General features: G+C 60.7%; 14 protein-coding genes and 1 tRNA gene. 7 read left to right on the top strand and 8 right to left on the bottom strand.

Features of this window, described 5'->3' with window-relative positions:
• Nucleotides 1-44: 44 nt before the first annotated feature.
• Complete coding sequence (locus FD715_RS06330) at nucleotides 45-908, bottom strand: LysR family transcriptional regulator (RefSeq protein ID WP_147106897.1); 864 nt, start codon at nucleotides 906-908, stop codon at nucleotides 45-47.
• 96 nt (nucleotides 909-1004) lie between these two features.
• Between FD715_RS06330 and FD715_RS06335 the strand changes: the two genes are divergently transcribed.
• Nucleotides 1005-2069: a sodium-dependent bicarbonate transport family permease gene (locus tag FD715_RS06335; RefSeq protein ID WP_147106900.1), complete on the top strand. Its 1065-nt coding sequence runs from the start codon at nucleotides 1005-1007 to the stop codon at nucleotides 2067-2069.
• A 344-nt stretch (nucleotides 2070-2413) separates the two neighbouring features.
• On the opposite strand, the gene ykgO is transcribed toward FD715_RS06335, so the two are convergent.
• Together ykgO and FD715_RS06345 are read right to left on the bottom strand one after the other, a co-directional pair.
• Nucleotides 2414-2539: a type B 50S ribosomal protein L36 gene (gene ykgO / locus FD715_RS06340; RefSeq protein ID WP_005850168.1), complete on the bottom strand. Its 126-nt coding sequence runs from the start codon at nucleotides 2537-2539 to the stop codon at nucleotides 2414-2416.
• Between the two features lie 106 nt (nucleotides 2540-2645).
• Nucleotides 2646-2720 (bottom strand) — tRNA-Val (locus FD715_RS06345).
• Nucleotides 2721-2869: 149 nt separating this feature from the next.
• Between FD715_RS06345 and FD715_RS06350 the strand changes: the two genes are divergently transcribed.
• Entirely contained in the window at nucleotides 2870-3730 is an 861-nt protein-coding gene (locus tag FD715_RS06350; protein WP_147106903.1) for an N-formylglutamate amidohydrolase, read from the top strand.
• A gap of 3 nt (nucleotides 3731-3733) precedes the next feature.
• On the opposite strand, the gene FD715_RS06355 is transcribed toward FD715_RS06350, so the two are convergent.
• Nucleotides 3734-4987, bottom strand: a complete 1254-nt coding sequence (locus FD715_RS06355; RefSeq protein ID WP_147106907.1) for a DNA polymerase IV — start codon at nucleotides 4985-4987, stop codon at nucleotides 3734-3736.
• 54 nt (nucleotides 4988-5041) lie between these two features.
• Between FD715_RS06355 and FD715_RS06360 the strand changes: the two genes are divergently transcribed.
• Nucleotides 5042-5476 carry an NUDIX domain-containing protein gene (locus tag FD715_RS06360; protein WP_147106909.1) on the top strand — a complete coding sequence of 145 codons (435 nt, stop codon included), beginning with the start codon at nucleotides 5042-5044 and terminating at the stop codon, nucleotides 5474-5476.
• 219 nt (nucleotides 5477-5695) lie between these two features.
• On the opposite strand, the gene pyrF is transcribed toward FD715_RS06360, so the two are convergent.
• Together pyrF and FD715_RS22470 are read right to left on the bottom strand one after the other, a co-directional pair.
• Nucleotides 5696-6412 (bottom strand): orotidine-5'-phosphate decarboxylase, encoded by a 717-nt coding sequence (gene pyrF, locus FD715_RS06365; protein ID WP_147106912.1) that lies wholly within the window; start codon nucleotides 6410-6412, stop codon nucleotides 5696-5698.
• 196 nt (nucleotides 6413-6608) lie between these two features.
• A complete protein-coding gene (locus FD715_RS22470) occupies nucleotides 6609-6920 on the bottom strand; it encodes an orotidine 5-phosphate decarboxylase (RefSeq protein WP_189799425.1) in 312 nt (103 codons plus the stop codon).
• Nucleotides 6921-7363: 443 nt separating this feature from the next.
• On the opposite strand from FD715_RS22470, the gene clpB reads away from it, so the two are divergent.
• Complete coding sequence (gene clpB / locus FD715_RS06375; protein ID WP_147106915.1) at nucleotides 7364-9979, top strand: ATP-dependent chaperone ClpB; 2616 nt, start codon at nucleotides 7364-7366, stop codon at nucleotides 9977-9979.
• Nucleotides 9980-10164: 185 nt separating this feature from the next.
• Here clpB and FD715_RS06380 read toward each other — a convergent pair whose 3' ends face one another.
• Both FD715_RS06380 and FD715_RS06385 read right to left on the bottom strand, forming a co-directional pair.
• Nucleotides 10165-11061: a DNA-binding response regulator gene (locus tag FD715_RS06380; protein WP_147106917.1), complete on the bottom strand. Its 897-nt coding sequence runs from the start codon at nucleotides 11059-11061 to the stop codon at nucleotides 10165-10167.
• Nucleotides 11048-14392 (bottom strand): ATP-binding protein, encoded by a 3345-nt coding sequence (locus FD715_RS06385; protein WP_147106920.1) that lies wholly within the window; start codon nucleotides 14390-14392, stop codon nucleotides 11048-11050. Before FD715_RS06385 ends, FD715_RS06380 begins: the two co-directional genes overlap by 14 nt.
• Before the next feature lie 218 nt (nucleotides 14393-14610).
• On the opposite strand from FD715_RS06385, the gene urtA reads away from it, so the two are divergent.
• The 3 genes from urtA to urtC all read left to right on the top strand — a co-directional run bounded on the left by urtA (nucleotide 14611) and on the right by urtC (nucleotide 18022).
• Nucleotides 14611-15882, top strand: a complete 1272-nt coding sequence (urtA, locus tag FD715_RS06390) for an urea ABC transporter substrate-binding protein (protein WP_147106923.1) — start codon at nucleotides 14611-14613, stop codon at nucleotides 15880-15882.
• A 76-nt stretch (nucleotides 15883-15958) separates the two neighbouring features.
• Nucleotides 15959-16885, top strand: coding sequence for an urea ABC transporter permease subunit UrtB (urtB, locus tag FD715_RS06395; protein ID WP_147106927.1), 927 nt, complete (start codon nucleotides 15959-15961; stop codon nucleotides 16883-16885).
• A gap of 30 nt (nucleotides 16886-16915) precedes the next feature.
• Nucleotides 16916-18022 (top strand): urea ABC transporter permease subunit UrtC, encoded by a 1107-nt coding sequence (gene urtC / locus FD715_RS06400; RefSeq protein WP_223274757.1) that lies wholly within the window; start codon nucleotides 16916-16918, stop codon nucleotides 18020-18022.
• The last annotated feature ends 2 nt before the right edge of the window (nucleotides 18023-18024 follow it).

An 18024-nucleotide genomic window follows, 5' to 3' on the forward strand; every position in this document is an offset into this window, starting at 1 on the left:
AGGGACACACGCAAGGGGGCGGGCTGTGCCGTGGCGCACAGGCCTCAGTCAGGCAGCAGCGTCCCAAGCATCGGATGCGGAAAGCTGCGCTGCGTCGTGACAGCGTAAAACGTGTCGGCGATGCCTGTGTCGAACGGGGCCGTGACCAGCTGACCCGAGGCAATCTCGTCGGCCAGAACGATGTCGGGCGCGAGCGCAAGGCCGATGCCTTCGCGCGCGAGCAGGCGCACCATGGCCATGTCGTCCACGTCCGCGACAATGCGGGGCTGCAGGCCCAGACGGGCGGTTAGACGGTTGAACCCGGTGCGGATCGCACTTTCGGTGGGGACAATGACGGGCTCTGAATTAAGTAATGATATCAGTGATTTGTGCTGCATTCGATGCGGAGCGCCGTGCAAGCTGACGGCGTGACCAGCCAGGCGATGGGCGATGAAATCGGAGCCCGCGGCACTGGTCGGGGCATCGGTGGTCAGCACAACGTCAAGCGCCAGTTCTGACAGCGACCGGAGCAGTGGTGTATTTTGCCCCGATTTCAATACGATATCGACCTCCGGGTGATCGAGGATAGGGCGCAAGAACTGCATCTGGAAGTTCCGCGACAGGGTGGACAGCGCGCCCACGCGCAATGGCGGCGCGTGGGCCGCGCTGCGGTTCAGCGTCTCCATCAATTCTTGCCCGGTGCCAAAGATGCGGTCGGCGTGGTCGAGAGCGATGCGCCCGACTTCCGTCAGCTTTAGCTGGCGCCCCACGCGGTCAAAGAGTGCATGGCCTAGCCGCGCCTCTAGCGCTTTGATTTGTGTGGATAAAGCGGACTGAGACAGGTTCAGCTTTTCGGCGGCACGGGTCAGGTTGCCCTCATGCGCGACGGCCCGGAAATAGCGGAGGTGATGATAGTTCAGTGTGTCCATACATTGAGAATATAGAACGATAAGGCGCAATAGTTATATTTTTTATCCGACACGTGCCCCGCTACTTCGTCCTCCAGACCCAAGGAGAGGCGAGTCATGGATATCATTACCGAGATCGTTACGACCATTCTGGCGCAACTGCAGAAACCGACGCTTGCCTTTCTGATTGGCGGCATGGTGCTGGCAGCACTTGGCAGCAAATTCGAGATCCCCGACGCGATCTACAAGTTCATCGTTGCGCTGTTGTTGCTCAAGGTCGGCATCGGCGCCGGGATTTCGGTGCGCGAAGCGAACTTTGTGGAATTGGCCGTGCCAGCCCTGCTGGCGGCAGCGCTGGGCATCGCCATCGTCGTGCTGGGCCGCTTAACGCTGTCCAAGTGGCGGGGTGTGTCGCAGCTGGATGCCACGGCCACGGTCGGCTTGTTTGGCGCGGTGTCTGCCTCCACCCTCGCGGCGGGCATGGCGGTTCTGGACGATGAAGGTATCGCTTATGAAGGGTTCATCGGCGCGCTCTATCCGTTCATGGACGTGGCGGCATTGGTCACGGCCATTGTGCTGGCGCGGCTGGCGGCTGCGCGGAAGGCGGCGACAGCCAATGTGCAGGGCGGGACTATCACCATGGGTGGCGGCGGCGGCGGCGCTGGCGGTTCGGCGGTTGAGAAGGGTCTGATCAAGGGCATTCTTGTCGATACCGCACGCTCGCCTGCCATCTCGGCGCTGCTGTTGGGTATCGCGCTTGGACTCTTTGCACGGCCTGAATCGGTCTATGAGAGCTTTTACGAGCCGCTGTTCCGGGGGCTGCTGTCCGTGCTGATGTTGATCATGGGCATCGAGGCCTGGTCGCGGTTGTCCGAGCTGAAGGGTGTGGCGCATGCCTACCTCTTCTACGGTCTGACAGCGCCGCTGGTGCATGGCGCGCTGGGCTTTGGTGCCGGTCTGATCGCGCACCATCTGACGGGGTTCTCGGCGGGCGGCGTGGTGCTGTTGTCGATCATGGCGGCGTCGAGTTCCGACATCTCGGGCCCGCCCACCATGCGCGCTGCACTGCCCGAGGCGAACCCGTCGGCCTATGTGGGGACGTCTACAGGGCTGGGCACGCCGGTTGCCATCCTGAGCATCCCGCTGTTCATGGCGTTGGCGGATTACTTCATCGGGTTTTGATTGGGCCATAGCTCTGTAAAGTGCACGGTTATGGGCGGGCTTCGGCCCGCCCTTTTACGTGATCCTGTGGTGTGCTGAAGCCCTTGCGAATTAAGAGGCTCATGAGGCTTTGCTCACTTGCACGGAATCAAGCCGAAGGCGCCGTGCATCGTCAGACCGCCCCTCGGGCTGGCGATTTGGTTGGTCTGGGCGCGTCGCTCGGATCGAAGATGTACTTGGCTGCCATAAAGCGAGTCGAATGGATGTTGGGTCGCCATCCCGCGGTCTGGCGCAGCACGGCTATTGCCACAAACAAAAAAGCCGCCCCGGATGGAGCGGCTTTTCTAAAATGTATCGCTGTGGCCTTAGCCCTGGCGGGCTTTGAACCGGCGCTGTGTCTTGTTGATGACGTACACACGGCCCTTGCGGCGCACGACGCGGCAATCACGGTGCCGATTCTTGAGCGAACGGAGCGAGTTGCGAACCTTCATGGCGCTTCTTCCTCATGTTTCATGGCGCGAAGCAGCGCCGGGTTGCAGTTTAGCGCATCTGCGCTGGTGTTTGGCCCATGCGGGTTGCCCCGGATGGTGGAATGAGTGGTGGGCGATACAAGGATCGAACTTGTGACCCCTTCGATGTCAACGAAGTGCTCTACCGCTGAGCTAATCGCCCACTCTGACCGCCTCGAATGCCTTGTCCACAGGTCCGTGGACGCGGGAATCCACGCCGGGTGAGGGGGCGTATAAAAGGAGTCGAACAGAGGATCAAGGGCTTTTGGCTTTCCCTTTTCTCGGGCTATGTTGGACGCCAGAGGAGGGGCCATGCCCAAGGTCGCATACGAAGTTTTGCATCCCGAGCGCCGCACGTCGTGCGTCGTGTTTGCGTCGCCCCATTCGGGTCGCGATTACCCGTGGAGTTTTCTGCGGCGGACCGTGCTGGATGAGCAGACGGTCCGGTCGTCCGAGGATGCCTTTGTCGACAAGCTGTTCAATATGGCGCCGCAATACGGCGCCCCCCTGCTGACAGCCGGTGCGCCGCGCGCTTTTGTTGATCTGAACCGCAGCGCGGACGAGCTGGACCCGGCGTTGATCGAAGGCGTCCGGCGTCAGGGGCACAATCCGCGCATCGCAAGTGGGTTGGGTGTGATCCCGCGCGTGGTGGCAAATGGCCGGGTGATCTACCGCGGCAAGCTGCCCATGCGCGAGGCGGAGCGGCGTATTGATCTGTACTGGAGGCCCTACCACGCTGTCCTGCAAAAGCTGCTGGACGGGGCGCACCAGCACCATGGGCTCACCGTTCTGATCGACTGCCATTCGATGCCGCATGAGGCCATGGACGGGATCGCGCAAGGCGCGCGCAAGCGCCCCGACGTGGTGCTGGGCGACCGCTTTGGTGCGGCAGCCGGGGGCGAGATCGTAGATATGGTTGAGGCGGCTTTTGCCGCGGCGGGCTTTACCGTGGCGCGCAATGCGCCCTTTGCCGGGGCCTACGTGACGCAGGCCTATGGCCGTCCGTCGCGCAACCAGCATGCTGTGCAGGTCGAGATTGACCGCTCCCTTTATATGAATGAGCGCACGATTACGCCGCACTCCGATTTCGATTCCGTGCGGGACCGGTTGCGTGGAGTTGTCGCCGAGCTGTCGACTATTGGCCAGAGCCGGATGCCGCTGGCGGCTGAGTGATCCTCAGCGCAGCGCGCGCCCTTTGACAATCGCATCGTGGCCGAAGCGGTCGCGGATTGCGTCGGCGGCGCGCTCCGCTTCACCGCGTTTGCGCGCGCCTGGATCGAGCAGGTCGCCCGAGGCCTGCACACTGTCTGCATCTACGAGGTCTGAGATACCGCAGCCGAGGAGGCGGTAGGGGCCTTCATCCCCAACCTGATCGAACAGCCCGCGCGCGGTGCGGTAGATCGTGTCGGCCAGTTGCGCGGGGTCGCGCAGGGAGACGCGGCGGGTGAGCGATGAGTGGTCGTGGCGTTTGAGTTTCAGCGTCACAACGCGCCCTGCGATGCCCCTGGCCTTGGCCCGGCTCGCCACCTTGTCCGCCATCCGCCAGAGATGGCCGTCGAGGATATCGGGGTCGTTCGTGTCCTCGCCAAAGGTAGTTTCGTTGCTGATGGATTTCATCGGCGCGTTGCGGGTCACGCGCCGGGCGTCCTGCCCGCGCGCGAGGTTCCAGAGCCGGTCGCCCATGGAGCCGAAGCGTGCGACGAGGTCGGTTTGGTCCCACCGCAGGAGGTCGGCGAAGGTGCGGATGCCGGCCTTGTCCAGTGATTGTTGAGCGGCAGGGCCAATGCCCCAGATCAGGCGTACTGGCTTGTCGCGCAGGAAGTCGGTGGTTTCTGCGGCACCAATGATCGAGAAGCCGTGGGGTTTTTCGAGGTCTGAGGCGACCTTGGCCAGAAATTTGTTGTGTGAGAGGCCAATGGAACCGGTCAGGCCCAATTCGTCCCGCATCCGCTTGACGAGGCGCGCGAGCATCACGGCTGGAGGTGCGCCATGCAGGCGGGTGGTGCCGGTGAGGTCCAGGAACGCTTCGTCCAGCGACAGGGGTTCGATGGCGGGGGTCAACTCTTCCATCATGGCGCGGATCGCGCGGGAGGCTTCGACATAGGCGTCCATGCGCGGTTTAATGACGACAGCGTCGGGGCAAAGCTTGAGCGCCTGGAACATAGGCATGGCAGAGCGCACGCCGCGGATGCGTGCCACGTAGCAGGCGGTGGATACCACGCCGCGCCGCCCGCCGCCGATAATGACGGGTTTGCCTTCGAGGCCGGGATCATCGCGTTTCTCGACCGAGGCATAAAACGCATCGCAGTCCATATGCGCGATGGACAGATCGAAGAGTTCTGGGTGACTGACGATGCGCGGTGCACCACAGGACGGGCAGCGGGAACCCGCTTCGAAAGTGGTCAGGCAATCACGGCATAGGCTGGGCATGGGGCGGCTTTGTAGCTAGTGGTTTTCGTGTATCAAATCAGCGAGGGATTGAACATGGCCAGACGGATCACCGGAGCAAAACTGGCCCTGTTTGTTGGCGATCGACTGGCCACAATGCTGCGGGACGACGATCCGAATATCAAATGGCCAAACTACTGGGACCTACCCGGTGGTGGCTGGGAAGAAGGGGAAACTCCGTTGCAGTGTGCGCTGCGCGAAACGCGTGAAGAGCTGAACCTTTCGGTTGCCCCGGAGTTGGTGCGCTGGGGCCGGGATTATGGCGCGACCAGCGGCAACATCACGTGGTTTTTCGCTGCGCACATGCCGGAAGAGACGGCACGCGACATTACCCTTGGGGATGAGGGACAGGCATGGGATCTGATGGATGTGCAGACCTTTCTGGACCATGACATGGTCGTACCGCTGTTCAAGCCGCGCCTGCGCGATTACCTCGCCGGGGTCATGTCTGCGAATTTTGAAAGGCCCTGACATAAAGCCCCCCGCGCGAAGCGGGGGGAGGTGACGAACCACAGGAAGAGCCGGTCCGTCGGGGAGTATCACCTAACGTAAAGTACCACCTTTAAGGGAATTTACCGAGTATGGATTTCCTGACCATCCAATATACGGTGGTCCGTTGCCGAAATGGCACAAACTATTGATCCGGAACAGCGTCAATTGCTGTGGATAGGTCGGAAAAGCCCGGCGTTGTCAGTGGTTTGGAGACTGTGCCTGCGGACTAAGCATTTCTGCCAAAATCGCCTCTGCAGCGGCTTTCGGGCTGGGCGATGTCCATATGGGGCGCCCGACAACGATGTGATCCACACCGTTTGCCACGGCGTTTGCGGGCGTTGCGACTCGCTTTTGGTCGCCCAGATCGGCGCCCGCAGGCCGCACGCCGGGCGTTACAATCAGCCGGTTCTGCGCTTCGGGCAGCGCGCGGATCGCGGCCGCCTCGTGCGGAGAGGCGATGACACCGTCCGCACCCGCGTCGAAGGCGCGCGCGGCCCGTTCGCTGACCAGATCGCCGACGTCGCCGGGCTTGATCAGGCTGTTGTCCAGGTCTTGTCGGTCAAGTGAGGTCAGGATCGTGACGGCAAGAATTTTCAGATCGCTGCCCGCAGCCCCTTCCTTGGCGGCGCGGACGACGTGCGGATCGCCATGGACGGTCAGAAAGTCGAGGTCGAATTGCGCAAGGCCGCGCACCGCCGCCTCGACCGTGGCGCCGATGTCAAAGAGTTTCATATCGAGGAAGATGCGTTTGCCGCGGTCCTGTTTTAACTCATTGGCGAGGGCCAGGCCGCCACCGGTCAGCATGCCAAGCCCGATCTTGTAGAAGCTGACGCTGTCGCCCAACCGGTCGGCAAGGTTCAGACCTGCCACCGCATTTGGCACGTCCAGTGCCACGATCAACCGATCATCTGTCATATGTCGTTCCCCCACGCTTGGCCGTGGCGCCGGTTTAGGGCACGCACGCTATGAAAAAAAGCCCGGATGCGATGTGCATCCGGGCAAGTGTCAGAGACGTAGCAGGCAGGCACCTGTCTCTGGATTGGTTCGTTGCGCTGCATGGCGCGGGGGACAGAAAATGCGCAATGCAGACCGCGCAACGAACCGAGGGAACTCAGGCTGCGCGCGGGCGCAGCGTTGCGAATTTGTCGATGGTCATACGCCGCAATCCCGCCAGCCGATTGGGGCGGCGTGGTGTCTTGGCGGCGGGCAAGTGCATGTTGCGGGACCGGCCAAAGGTGTGGCGTCGCATCGCTTGCGTTGCGAGCCCTTCGGCGGCGTCCTCGAACGCCATGGTGATGGGTGCATTGATGGCACATGCGTAACTGCGCGCACCGCGATCGTCGTGAACGGTCACGAGGGCTTCGAAAGACTGCGTGGCGGCGTTGTAGATCACATCGCTCAGTTGCAACGGAACAGTCTGCATTTTGGTCACCTACATGTTGTGGTTCTGCTCGTATAACTTGCAAGATGGGTGACTGGTTCCTGAATTTTAGGGGGAACATCTGTCACGCGGACTCACGGTCGCGTGCGTGGGGCGTTGCGGTTTGCCACCGAATTTTTGGCAAGATTCTGAAATCGTTAACTTTTTGGCAACGGTCGCGTATGGAGAATGCCCTTGGGCGTAAGCCGTTGAATCAGCGACATTTTGCTGAAATTTGTGAGCGATCCGTATGGTTTTGAAGGAAAGCTGTGACTTTCGGGGCGTTTTGGGCGCTGGGACATGTGGTGCAAAATTTGGTGCAGAAATCGACCTGTGACACTTGTGCAACGCATGCGCCTTCCCCATTTCTGGTTGGTAGGCCCGATGGCCCGTGTGCCTCTGGGAGGGCGCGGGCAAAACTGGGCGCTGAAAAGGAGAAATGACCCATGGACTTGTCGAAGTTCACGGAGCGGTCGCGCGGCTTTGTCCAAGCGGCCCAGACGATTGCAGCACGCGAAAGTCACCAGCGGCTGGCCCCCGAACATCTGTTGAAAGCGTTGATGGATGATGAGCAGGGGCTTGCGTCCAATCTGATCACGCGCGCCGGTGGTGATCCGGGCCGGGTGCTGACCCATGTGGATCAGACGCTGGCCAAGATGCCGCAGGTGACGGGCGATGCGGCGCAGGTCTATCTGGACAATGCGACGGCGAAGGTGCTGGCCGAGGCCGAGGCGCTGGCGAAAAAGGCAAACGATAGTTTCGTGCCGGTTGAACGGGTTTTGATGGCGCTTGGCATGGTGAAATCCGGCGCCAAGGAGGCGCTGGAGGCGGGTAAGGTGAACCCGCAGGCCCTGAATTCTGCCATCAACGACATCCGCAAGGGCCGCACGGCCGACAGTGCCAGTGCCGAGGACGGCTATGACGCGCTGAAGAAATACGCCATGGACCTCACCGAGCGCGCCGAGGCGGGCAAGATCGACCCGATCATTGGCCGGGATGAGGAAATCCGTCGCGCCATGCAGGTGCTGAGCCGTCGGACCAAGAACAACCCGGTTCTGATTGGTGAGCCGGGTGTGGGTAAGACCGCGATTGCCGAGGGACTCGCCCTGCGCATCGTGAATGGCGACGTGCCCGAAAGCTTGCGCAACAAGCGGCTGTTGGCCCTCGACATGGGTGCTTTGATTGCGGGCGCGAAGTATCGCGGTGAGTTCGAGGAGCGGCTGAAAGCCGTGCTGACCGAAGTGACCGAAGCTGCGGGCGAAATCATTCTGTTCATTGATGAGATGCACACCCTTGTCGGTGCGGGCAAGACGGATGGTGCGATGGACGCGGCCAACCTGATCAAACCGGCGCTGGCGCGGGGTGAGCTGCACTGTGTGGGGGCAACGACCCTCGATGAATATCGCAAGTATGTGGAGAAGGACGCGGCATTGGCCCGTCGCTTCCAGCCGGTGATGATTGCCGAGCCGACGGTCGAGGACACGATCAGCATCCTCCGTGGCATCAAAGAGAAGTATGAGTTGCACCACGGGGTGCGTGTGTCCGACAGCGCGCTGGTGACGGCGGCCACGCTGTCGCATCGCTACATCACCGACCGGTTCCTGCCGGATAAAGCCATCGACTTGGTTGACGAGGCGGCGTCGCGTTTGCGGATGGAGGTCGACTCCAAGCCCGAGGAATTGGATGCACTCGACCGGCAGATCCTGCAGATGCAGATCGAGGTCGAGGCGCTGCGGCTGGAGGACGATCAGGCGTCGAAGGATCGGCTTGAGACGCTGGAGAAGGATCTGGCTGATCTGCAGGAGCGCAGCGCTGAAATGACGGCGCAGTGGCAGGGCGAGCGGGACAAGCTGGCCTCGGCCCGTGACATCAAGGAGCAGTTGGACCATGCGCGGGCGGCGCTGGACATTGCCAAGCGTGAGGGCAATCTCGCGAAGGCGGGTGAGCTGTCTTACGGCGTGATCCCAGATCTGGAGCGCAAGCTGGGCGAGGCCGAAGGGGCCGAGACGGACGCAATGGTCGCCGAGGCTGTACGCCCGGAGCAGATCGCGAGCGTGGTGGAGCGTTGGACGGGTATTCCCACCTCGAAAATGCTGGAAGGCGAGCGGGAAAAACTGCTGCGCATGGAAGATCAGTTGCACAACCGCGTCATCGGGCAAAACAGTGCCGTGCGGGCTGTGGCCAACGCTGTCCGCCGTGCGCGTGCGGGTCTGAACGATGAGAACCGGCCGCTGGGCTCGTTCCTGTTTCTCGGGCCGACTGGCGTGGGTAAGACTGAGCTGACCAAGGCGGTTGCCGAGTTCCTGTTCGATGATGACAGCGCGATGGTCCGGATCGACATGTCGGAGTTCATGGAAAAGCATGCGGTGGCCCGCCTGATTGGCGCACCTCCGGGCTACGTAGGCTATGATGAGGGTGGCGTGCTGACCGAAGCGGTGCGGCGTCGTCCCTATCAGGTGGTCCTGTTCGATGAGGTCGAAAAGGCGCACCCGGATGTGTTCAACGTGCTGCTTCAGGTGCTTGATGACGGGGTGCTGACGGATGGGCAGGGGCGGACTGTGGATTTCAAGCAGACGCTGATCATCCTGACGTCGAACCTGGGTGCGCAGGCGCTCAGCCAGTTGCCGGACGGGGCGGATGCGTCCCAGGCGCGGCGAGACGTCATGGATGCGGTACGGGCGCATTTCCGGCCGGAATTCCTGAACCGTCTGGATGAGACGATCATCTTTGATCGCTTGGCGCGTGAGGACATGGACGGGATTGTCGATATCCAGATGGCCCGCCTTCTCAAACGTTTGGCGGCTCGCAAAATCGAGCTGTCGCTGGATGAGGCGGCGCGGACCTGGCTGGCCGATGAAGGGTATGACCCGGTGTTCGGGGCGCGGCCCTTGAAACGAGTGATCCAGTCAGCGCTGCAGAACCCGCTGGCGGAGATGCTGCTGGCCGGGGACATCAAGGACGGTGAAACGGTCAAGGTCAGCGTCGGATCCGAAGGGCTTTTGATCGGGGACCGGGTGTCCGGCACCCATCGGCCCCGTCCTGAGGATGCGGTGGTTCACTGAATGTGACGGGTCCCTGACGGGGCCTGTTGCCGGGGATGTTCGGCGAACGGACATCCCCGTGCCCAGCAGCCGAAACGCGTGCAAACCAGTGTTCCGTTTTTCGGTTTGTTTTGGCGATGTCTTGATGACGTGGCGCATGGCTGATCACGCAGACATCGGGGCACCTGCTGTTTGACGGCGCCGCGTCACAGCGCGTTCAAAACCCTGTCGGCCATCACAGCGGCGGACGTTCGGTTGTCGATACCCATCTTCTGAAAAATCTGCTCGAGATGTTTGTTCACTGTCCGCGCGCTCAGACCAAGGATGGCGCTGATGTCGCGGTTGGTTTTTCCCAGGGTCAGCCAATACAGCACTTCGGCTTCGCGCGGGGTCAGCGTGAAGGCTTCGGCGAGCACGTGTTCTTTGCTGTGTGACACGCGGCGCATCGGTTTGATCAGGATCTCGGGTGACGCTGTCATGCCGATGTACTGAAAGGTCAGTTCGCTTGTCTCGTAGGGTTGAACGGACGACACCGGCCTATTAGCGCACTCCGCCACCCACATCTTCCAATCAGGGCCCAGGGCCGTTGCATCGGTGGTGTTCAGGAAGTCGATCGCCTTTTGCGATCCCCACAGAACAGTGCCCTTCAGGTCGCATGCCAGAACGGTCCGCCCGGATGTATCGAGTGCGTCGCGGGCGCTTTGCAGAAGTCTTGAGTTGATGATGTGCGTGCTGAGCCGCGCAATGAGTTCTTCGACGACGACTGGTTTGGTGATGTAATCGACCCCACCGGATGCAAGACCTTCGAGAAGGCGCTCCTTTTCGGTCAGCCCGGTCATGAAGATAATAGGTGTGGTCACGGGGTCGGACCCGAATTTGAGTTCGCGGCAGGTCTCGAACCCGTCCATGCCGGGCATGACGGCGTCCATCAGGATCACATCCGGTTCCACGCGGCGGGTCAGTTCAATCGCAGATTTCCCGTCGGTCGCCACAAGCACGGTGATCCCGCTGTCCTCAAGTGCGGCAGACACCATGCCCAGAGTATCGGGCGTGTCATCGACGACGAGCGCGATGCACTTTCGGCCAAAGTCAGTCAATACCATCTTGGGCGGCCTCCAAGATTTCGACGATCCCCGCTATGTCGAACCGATCCAGACGTTTTTCGAGCAGATCGAGCAGGCCTGTCTGGCCGCGGTTTTCGGCCCGCAGCTTGTCCAGATGCGCCCGTATGCCTGCCGGGTGGCCCAGCGTTGCGCTGTCCAGGAGAATTTGGCGGTCCTCCTCGGTCAGATCCTGTGACGCGGGTTTTTCCTCTTCATCTTCCGAGGCAAGCACGAGGGTGACCTTTAAAAGCTCGGCCACCTGCATCAGCAGGTCGTCCAGGTTGAAGGGTTTGGCGAGAAACGCGTCATGCAGCAGTGCCTTTTGCCCGGACATGTCCTCTTCGTCCGCGTGGCCAGAGATGACGACAATCGGAATGTTCGGCCAATCCCGCGCGCGTAGGTCATCGGCAAAGGACCAGCCATCGCGTTCGGGCATATCAATGTCCAATACGATAAGGTCCGGGGTGGCTTCCTGCAGCAACTGCTCGGCCAGATCCGCCGATGGTGCGAGCAGCACGACAAACCCGAGATTGGACAGGAACTGTTCGGTCAAGGTCAGGTGATTGACGTCGTCATCGACCACAAGGATGGTCTTGCGCGGCCCGCTATAGCCGATCAGCGCAGGCTGTTGCACAGAGGTGTTCAGGTTTTCGGTGTCGAAGATGCTGGTCGAAATTGACGGGAGCATCATGCGTACCGAAAATGTGCTGCCTTGGCCCGGTGTGCTTTCCACCTCGATCCCGCCGCCCATGATCTCGACCAGAAGCTTGGTGATGGTCAGCCCCAGCCCGGAGCCTTGGCGGTCGGATCTGCCTGCGCGTTCAAACGGGCGCCAGATGCGGTCCAGGTTTTCTGGCGCGATGCCCATGCCGGTGTCTTTGACGGTGATGACCGCGACCTCGTTCCGATAGGCCAGGTCCAGCGTGACATGGCCTTTGTCAGTGTATCTCAGGGCATTCGACAGCAGGTTTATGATGATCTGACGCAAACGCTTTTCGTCGGTGCCGACGAGGGCCGGAAGCCTGCCGTGGGTGCTCCAGGTGAAGCATATGCCCTTTTCCTTGGCCTCCGCCTCAAAGATCGACGCGGTTTGGCGCAAGAGCGCCCGGAGGTTGACCTTGTCACGCGCAATCTCAAGCCGGCCTGCCTCGATCCGTGAGATGTCGAGCAAGCCGTCGATCAGCCCGGCGAGGTGTTCCGAAGAGCGACGGATGCTACTGATCGAGACGCGCCAGGGTTCAAGATCGGGGTCTTTTTCAAGAAGCTGAGCAAAGCCGTAGATGGCGTTGAGAGGCGTGCGCAATTCGTGGCTGAGGCCAGACATGTAACGCGTTTTTGCGAGATTGGCGGCCTCGGCCTTTTCCTTGGCTGCCTGCAATGCAAGGTCGGTGCGTTCATGCGCGCGGATCTCCTTGAGCAGCAGTTTTGTCTGCCGCTCGGTCTCCTCCGTTGCGTTCCGCTGGCTTTCGCCGACAAGGACAAACATCCACACCGCGACACCGATGACGATCAGCACGGTACAGAAGATGATGGTCAGAACGGCGTCGAGCGTGTCGTCATTGGCGAAGGCGCGGATCACCAACAGCAACGCCCCAAAGCAAAGCGACAGAACGGTTGTGGTCAAAAGGTAGCGTGACAAGCGCGACATCATCGCTTTGGCCATGGGCGCGGGTAGGGTGGCGTGCAGCGCGTCGCTAACCGTTTCGTCAAGGCGGCCGTGCGGTTTGCACTGGTCGTGGCAGGCGGCATCAAGACTGCAGCAGAGCGAGCAAATGTTCCCGACATGGAACGGGCAAACGCTCGTGTCTTCGGCATCGAACCGGTATTCGCACACGGTGCAGGTTTGCAGCCCCTTTTGCACCGGTTCTGCAGTGTCGACCCGCGCGAGATAGTACCGCCCGCCCGTGGCCCAGGCGAGAATGGGTGCCAGAATGAAGGCGGTCAGCAAGGCGACGAATGACGAAAACGCCTGGACCAGCGGACCGAAGACGCCCGCGTATGCGATCAGAGACACCACGCAGGCCACCACCATCGCGCCGATGCCGACCGGGTTCACATCGTAAAGGTGCGACCGCCGGAACTCGATGCCTTTGGGGCTGAGACCCAGCGGTTTGTTGATGACCAGATCAGCAACCAGCGCCCCGATCCAGGCCACGGCAACGTGGGAATAGAGGCCAAGGACATGTTCCAGCCCGGTGAAAACGCCCAATTCCATCAGCATCACGGCGATTGCGACGTTGAACACCAGCCAGACCACCCGCCCCGGGTGGCTTTTGGTCAGCCGGGAAAAGAAATTGGACCATGCGATAGACCCTGCATAGGCGTTGGTGACATTGATCTTGAGCTGCGACAGGACGACGAAAACAGCCGTAAGCCCCAGCACCAGAGCAGGGGAATTAAGGACCTGTTCGAACGCCGTGTAGTACATGCGGGTTGGGTCCGTCGCCTCTTCCATCGGTACGTTTTCACGGATGGCGAGCGTGACGAGGTATGAGCCGGCCAGCATCTTGAGCATGCCGAGCACGGACCAACCGGGCCCCGCACAGACCAAGGCAATCCACCACTTGCGCTTGTCGCTTTTTGTCTGCGGCTCGGGCAAGAAGCGCAGGAAGTCGACTTGTTCCCCTATCTGCGCGACGAGTGAAAAGACGACCCCTGACGCCGCCCCCAGCATCAGCAATCGCGATGCGTCAGGCATTTCGGAACTGCCCATGAAACCGGTCCACATGTCGATGTCGTAGCCGACGAAGGCAAGCATGACGAAAGGAAGGATATGCAGCAGAACCCAAAACGGCTGGGTCCATGCCTGGAACGCCGATATCTTGGAAAACCCGTGCAGCACCAGTGGGATCACCAGGACGGAGCTGGTGAGGTACCCAATAAACAGCGGTATCCCCAACGTGAATTTGAGGGCGAGTGCCAGGATCGCCGCCTCGAGCGCGAAGAATATGAAGGTGAAGGACGCATAGATCAGCGACGTGATCGTGGATCCGAGATACCCGAACCCGGCGCCGCGGGTCATGAGATCAATGTCGAGGCCGTACTTGGCTGCGTAATATGAAATCGGCAGTCCGGTCAGAAACAGGATCGCGCCGACCAGCATGATTGCCACGATGGCGGTGTCGAACCCATACGTCAGCGTCAGGGTCGCGCCGATCGCTTCCAACGCGAGGAACGAGATCGACCCGATGGCCGTGTTGGCCACGCGGCCATAGCTCCACCGCCGCGCGCGCCGCGCGGTGTAGCGCAGCGCAAAATCCTCCATCGTTTCGTTGGCCACCCAACGATTGTAAGTCCGCTTTTCGCGGGTGGCGGTGAGATGTGCGAGCATGCAAATTCCAAGTCGGCGGGGCAGCCAGGTCGGTTGGAAAACGACTCGTCCCGTGCCGGTCCCCCAAGATCACGTTTTCCCAATACCAGCCTAAGTGCACAAAACGCGCATCGGTATACGTCATTTAACGTATACTGCGCCGCAGCATTACCCGCGATCCTTTCGTTAGCGGGTGGTTTGGAATCGCCCAATTGTTGAGCACTTCACTAGGAGGCGATATGTCCAACGAGAATTCTGACAACAAAGTCAATGGGGTAAGCCGCCGTGCGGTACTGGCTGGAGGCACGGCCCTCACGGCGTCCCTGTTCATGCCAAAGAACCTGCGCGCCCAGGACTTCGCGACGGCGGATATCAACACCACCGGACTGGCGGTGACGGACGATACCGTCACAATCGGCATTCTGCATTCGGTCACCGGCACCATGGCGATCTCGGAAACGGGTTCGGTTCAGGCGGAAAAGCTGGCGATTGAACAGATCAACGCGCAGGGCGGCATTCTGGGTCGCAAGATCGAATACATCCAGGAAGACGGCGCGTCTGACTGGCCCACTTTCGCGGAAAAGGCCCGCAAGCTGCTGGTGAACGACAAGGTTGCGTCGGTCATGGGCTGCTGGACATCGGCCAGCCGCAAGGCTGTGCTGCCGGTGTTCGAACAGCACAACGGCTTTTTGTACTACCCGACCTTCTATGAGGGTCTCGAGCAGAGCCCGAACGTCATCTACACCGGGCAGGAAGCCACGCAGCAGATCATTGCGGGCCTCGACTGGGTCAACCAGACGAAGGGTGCCAAATCCTTCTACCTGCTGGGGTCCGATTACATCTGGCCGCGCACATCGAACAAGATCGCGCGCAAGCACATTGAAAACTTCATGGAGGACTGCAAGGTCGTGGGCGAAGAGTACTACCCGCTCGGCCACACGCAGTTCAACTCGGTCATCAACAAGATCCGCCTGCGCAAGCCGGACGTGATCTATGCCATCGTTGTTGGTGGGTCGAACGTGGCATTCTACAAGCAGCTCAAGGCGGCAGGCATCGACCCGACCGAAGAGGGCCCGATTGTCTTGACCATTTCGGTGACCGAGGACGAAATTCGCGGCATCGGCGGCGAAAACATCGAAGGCTCCTACGCCTGCATGAAGTACTTCCAGTCGCTCGAGAACGAGAACAACATCGCGTTCGTCAAAGCGTTCAAAGAGATGTGGGGCGAGGACATCGTCATTGGCGACGTGACGCAAGCCGCCTATCTCGGTCCGTGGCTGTGGAAAGCGGCCGTCGAGAAAGCGGGCAGCTTTGACGTCGACAAGGTGCGCGAAGCAAGCCCCGGGATCGAGCTGACGACGGCGCCGGAGGGCTACGTGAAGGTACACGAGAACCATCACCTTTGGTCCAAGACACGCGTAGGCCGGGCACAGGCCGACGGGCAGTACGAGGTTGTGTTCGAGACGGCGGAACTGGTCGAGCCTGACCCTTTCCCCGAGGGTTACCAGTAAGTCTCGAGACGCTGCGCGGCCCGGTTGAACGGCACCGGGTCGCGTCCTTTTCCCCAATCACATCGTCGGAGGTGCCATGTTCGCCGATTATTCCATGTCCGAGTTGGGCGCGATCTTTGCCATGCAGGGCTTTGCCGGACTGATCCTGTTCTCCGTCTTTGTGCTTATGGCGCTGGGGCTGGCGATCATTTTCGGCCAGATGGGCGTGATCAACATGGCCCATGGCGAATTTATGATCCTCGGCGCCTACGTGACGTATCTGACGTCGAACGTGTTTGCCGACTATATGCCTGCCTTGTTCGGAACCTACTTTTTCGTCGCGATGTTGCTGGCCTTTCTGGCCTCCGGCGCGTTGGGGTTATTGGTCGAATGGTCGCTGATCAGGCACCTCTACAAGCGTCCGCTTGATACGCTTTTGGCGACCTGGGGGCTGAGCCTGATCCTGCAACAGACCTATCGCAGCGTGTTCGGCGCGCGCGAGGTTGGTGTGTCTATTCCGGATTGGATGATGGGGTCACTGCCGCTGACCGATCTTATCGAAATCCCGATCAACGGAATCTTTGTCATGGTGCTGGCGGTCAGCATTTCTGCCGCCGTCTACGTGATGATGTTCCGATCCACCTGGGGCAAACAGGTGCGTGCGATCAACCAGAACCGCGTCATGGCGGGTGCGGTCGGTATCAATACGGAATGGACCGACCGGTTGACCTTTGGCATCGGCTGCGGCGTTGCGGGTGTCGCGGGCTCTGCCTTTACGATGATCGGGTCCACAGGTCCCACCGCGGGTCAGCTTTACATCGTCGACACGTTCTTGGTCGTGGTCTTTGGCGGCGCGGGCTCGCTCCTTGGCACCATCGCCTCTGCGTTCTCCATCAGCCAGGCCCAGTCGATCATGGAGTTCTTCCTCTCCGGGTCCATGGCCAAGGTTCTGACACTGCTGGTGGTGGTCGGGATCCTGATGATCCGCCCGCAAGGTCTCTTCTCCTTGAAGCTGCGCAAGTAAGGGGTGCGTCCGATGCAATCATCTGCCTTCATGAGCCGTAAAGAGATCATAGGCTTCGCCATTCTTGCCGCCCTGATCTTCCTCGTTTTGCCCGCCGTCTTGGACAATTTCCGCCTCAACCTGTTTGGCAAGTACCTGACCTATGCGTTCGTTGCCGTCGGACTTGCCCTGTGCTGGGGGGCGGGGGGCATTCTGAGCCTCGGGCAGGGGGTGTTCTTTGGCCTCGGGGGGTATTGCATGGCGATGTTCCTCAAGCTTGAGGCATCGACGCCGGAAAATACTGCGATCCAGTCCACGCCCGGCATTCCCGATTTCATGGACTGGAACCAGCTTACTGAACTGCCTTGGTGGTGGGAGCCCTTCTACTCCTTGCCTCTTGCGCTTCTTGCAGTGGTTGCCGTGCCGGTCATGTTCGCCTTTGTGATCGGGGTGGCGATGTTCACCCGTCGCGTGGGGGGCGTGTACTTCGCCATCATTACGCAGGCCTTTGCAGCCATCATGACGATCCTGATCATCGGGCAACAGGGCTACACCGGTGGTGTGAATGGCATCACCGACCTGCGCACCCTGATGGGGTGGGACATCCGGACCGATGAAGCCAAGACCATCCTCTATTTCGTGAACGGCGCTCTGTTGTTCGCTGTTCTGCTGATCGCGCAATACGTGCGCAAGTCCAAGCTGGGACGCCTTTTGATCGCGATGCGCGATCAGGAAGACCGCGTGCGCTTCTCCGGCTACAACGTCGCAAATTTCAAGATTTTCATCTTCTGCCTTGGCGCCGCGTTTGCCGGTATCGGTGGCGCAATGTTCACCCTGCAGGTGGGCTTTATGTCGCCCACGCTGGTCGGCATCGTGCCGTCAATCGAGATGGTGATCTTCTGCGCGGTCGGTGGACGGCTGTCTATCCTTGGCGCGGTGTACGGTGCGCTTCTGGTCAACTGGGCGAAGACCTCCCTGTCCGAAAGCTTCCCGGAACTCTGGCTGCTGGGCTTGGGCGGGCTATTTATCGCGGTTGTGATGTTTTTCCCGAATGGGCTGGCGGGCGTCTGGTCCGAAAAGATCGAGCCTCGGCTGTTGGCTCTGTTCAGCAAAAAGAAACCCGACACATCCGCGCCCGACGGCGCCCCGGCGGAGTAAGC

It is taken from the genome of Tateyamaria sp. syn59 (genome assembly GCF_007995245.1).
Classification (GTDB): domain Bacteria; phylum Pseudomonadota; class Alphaproteobacteria; order Rhodobacterales; family Rhodobacteraceae; genus Tateyamaria.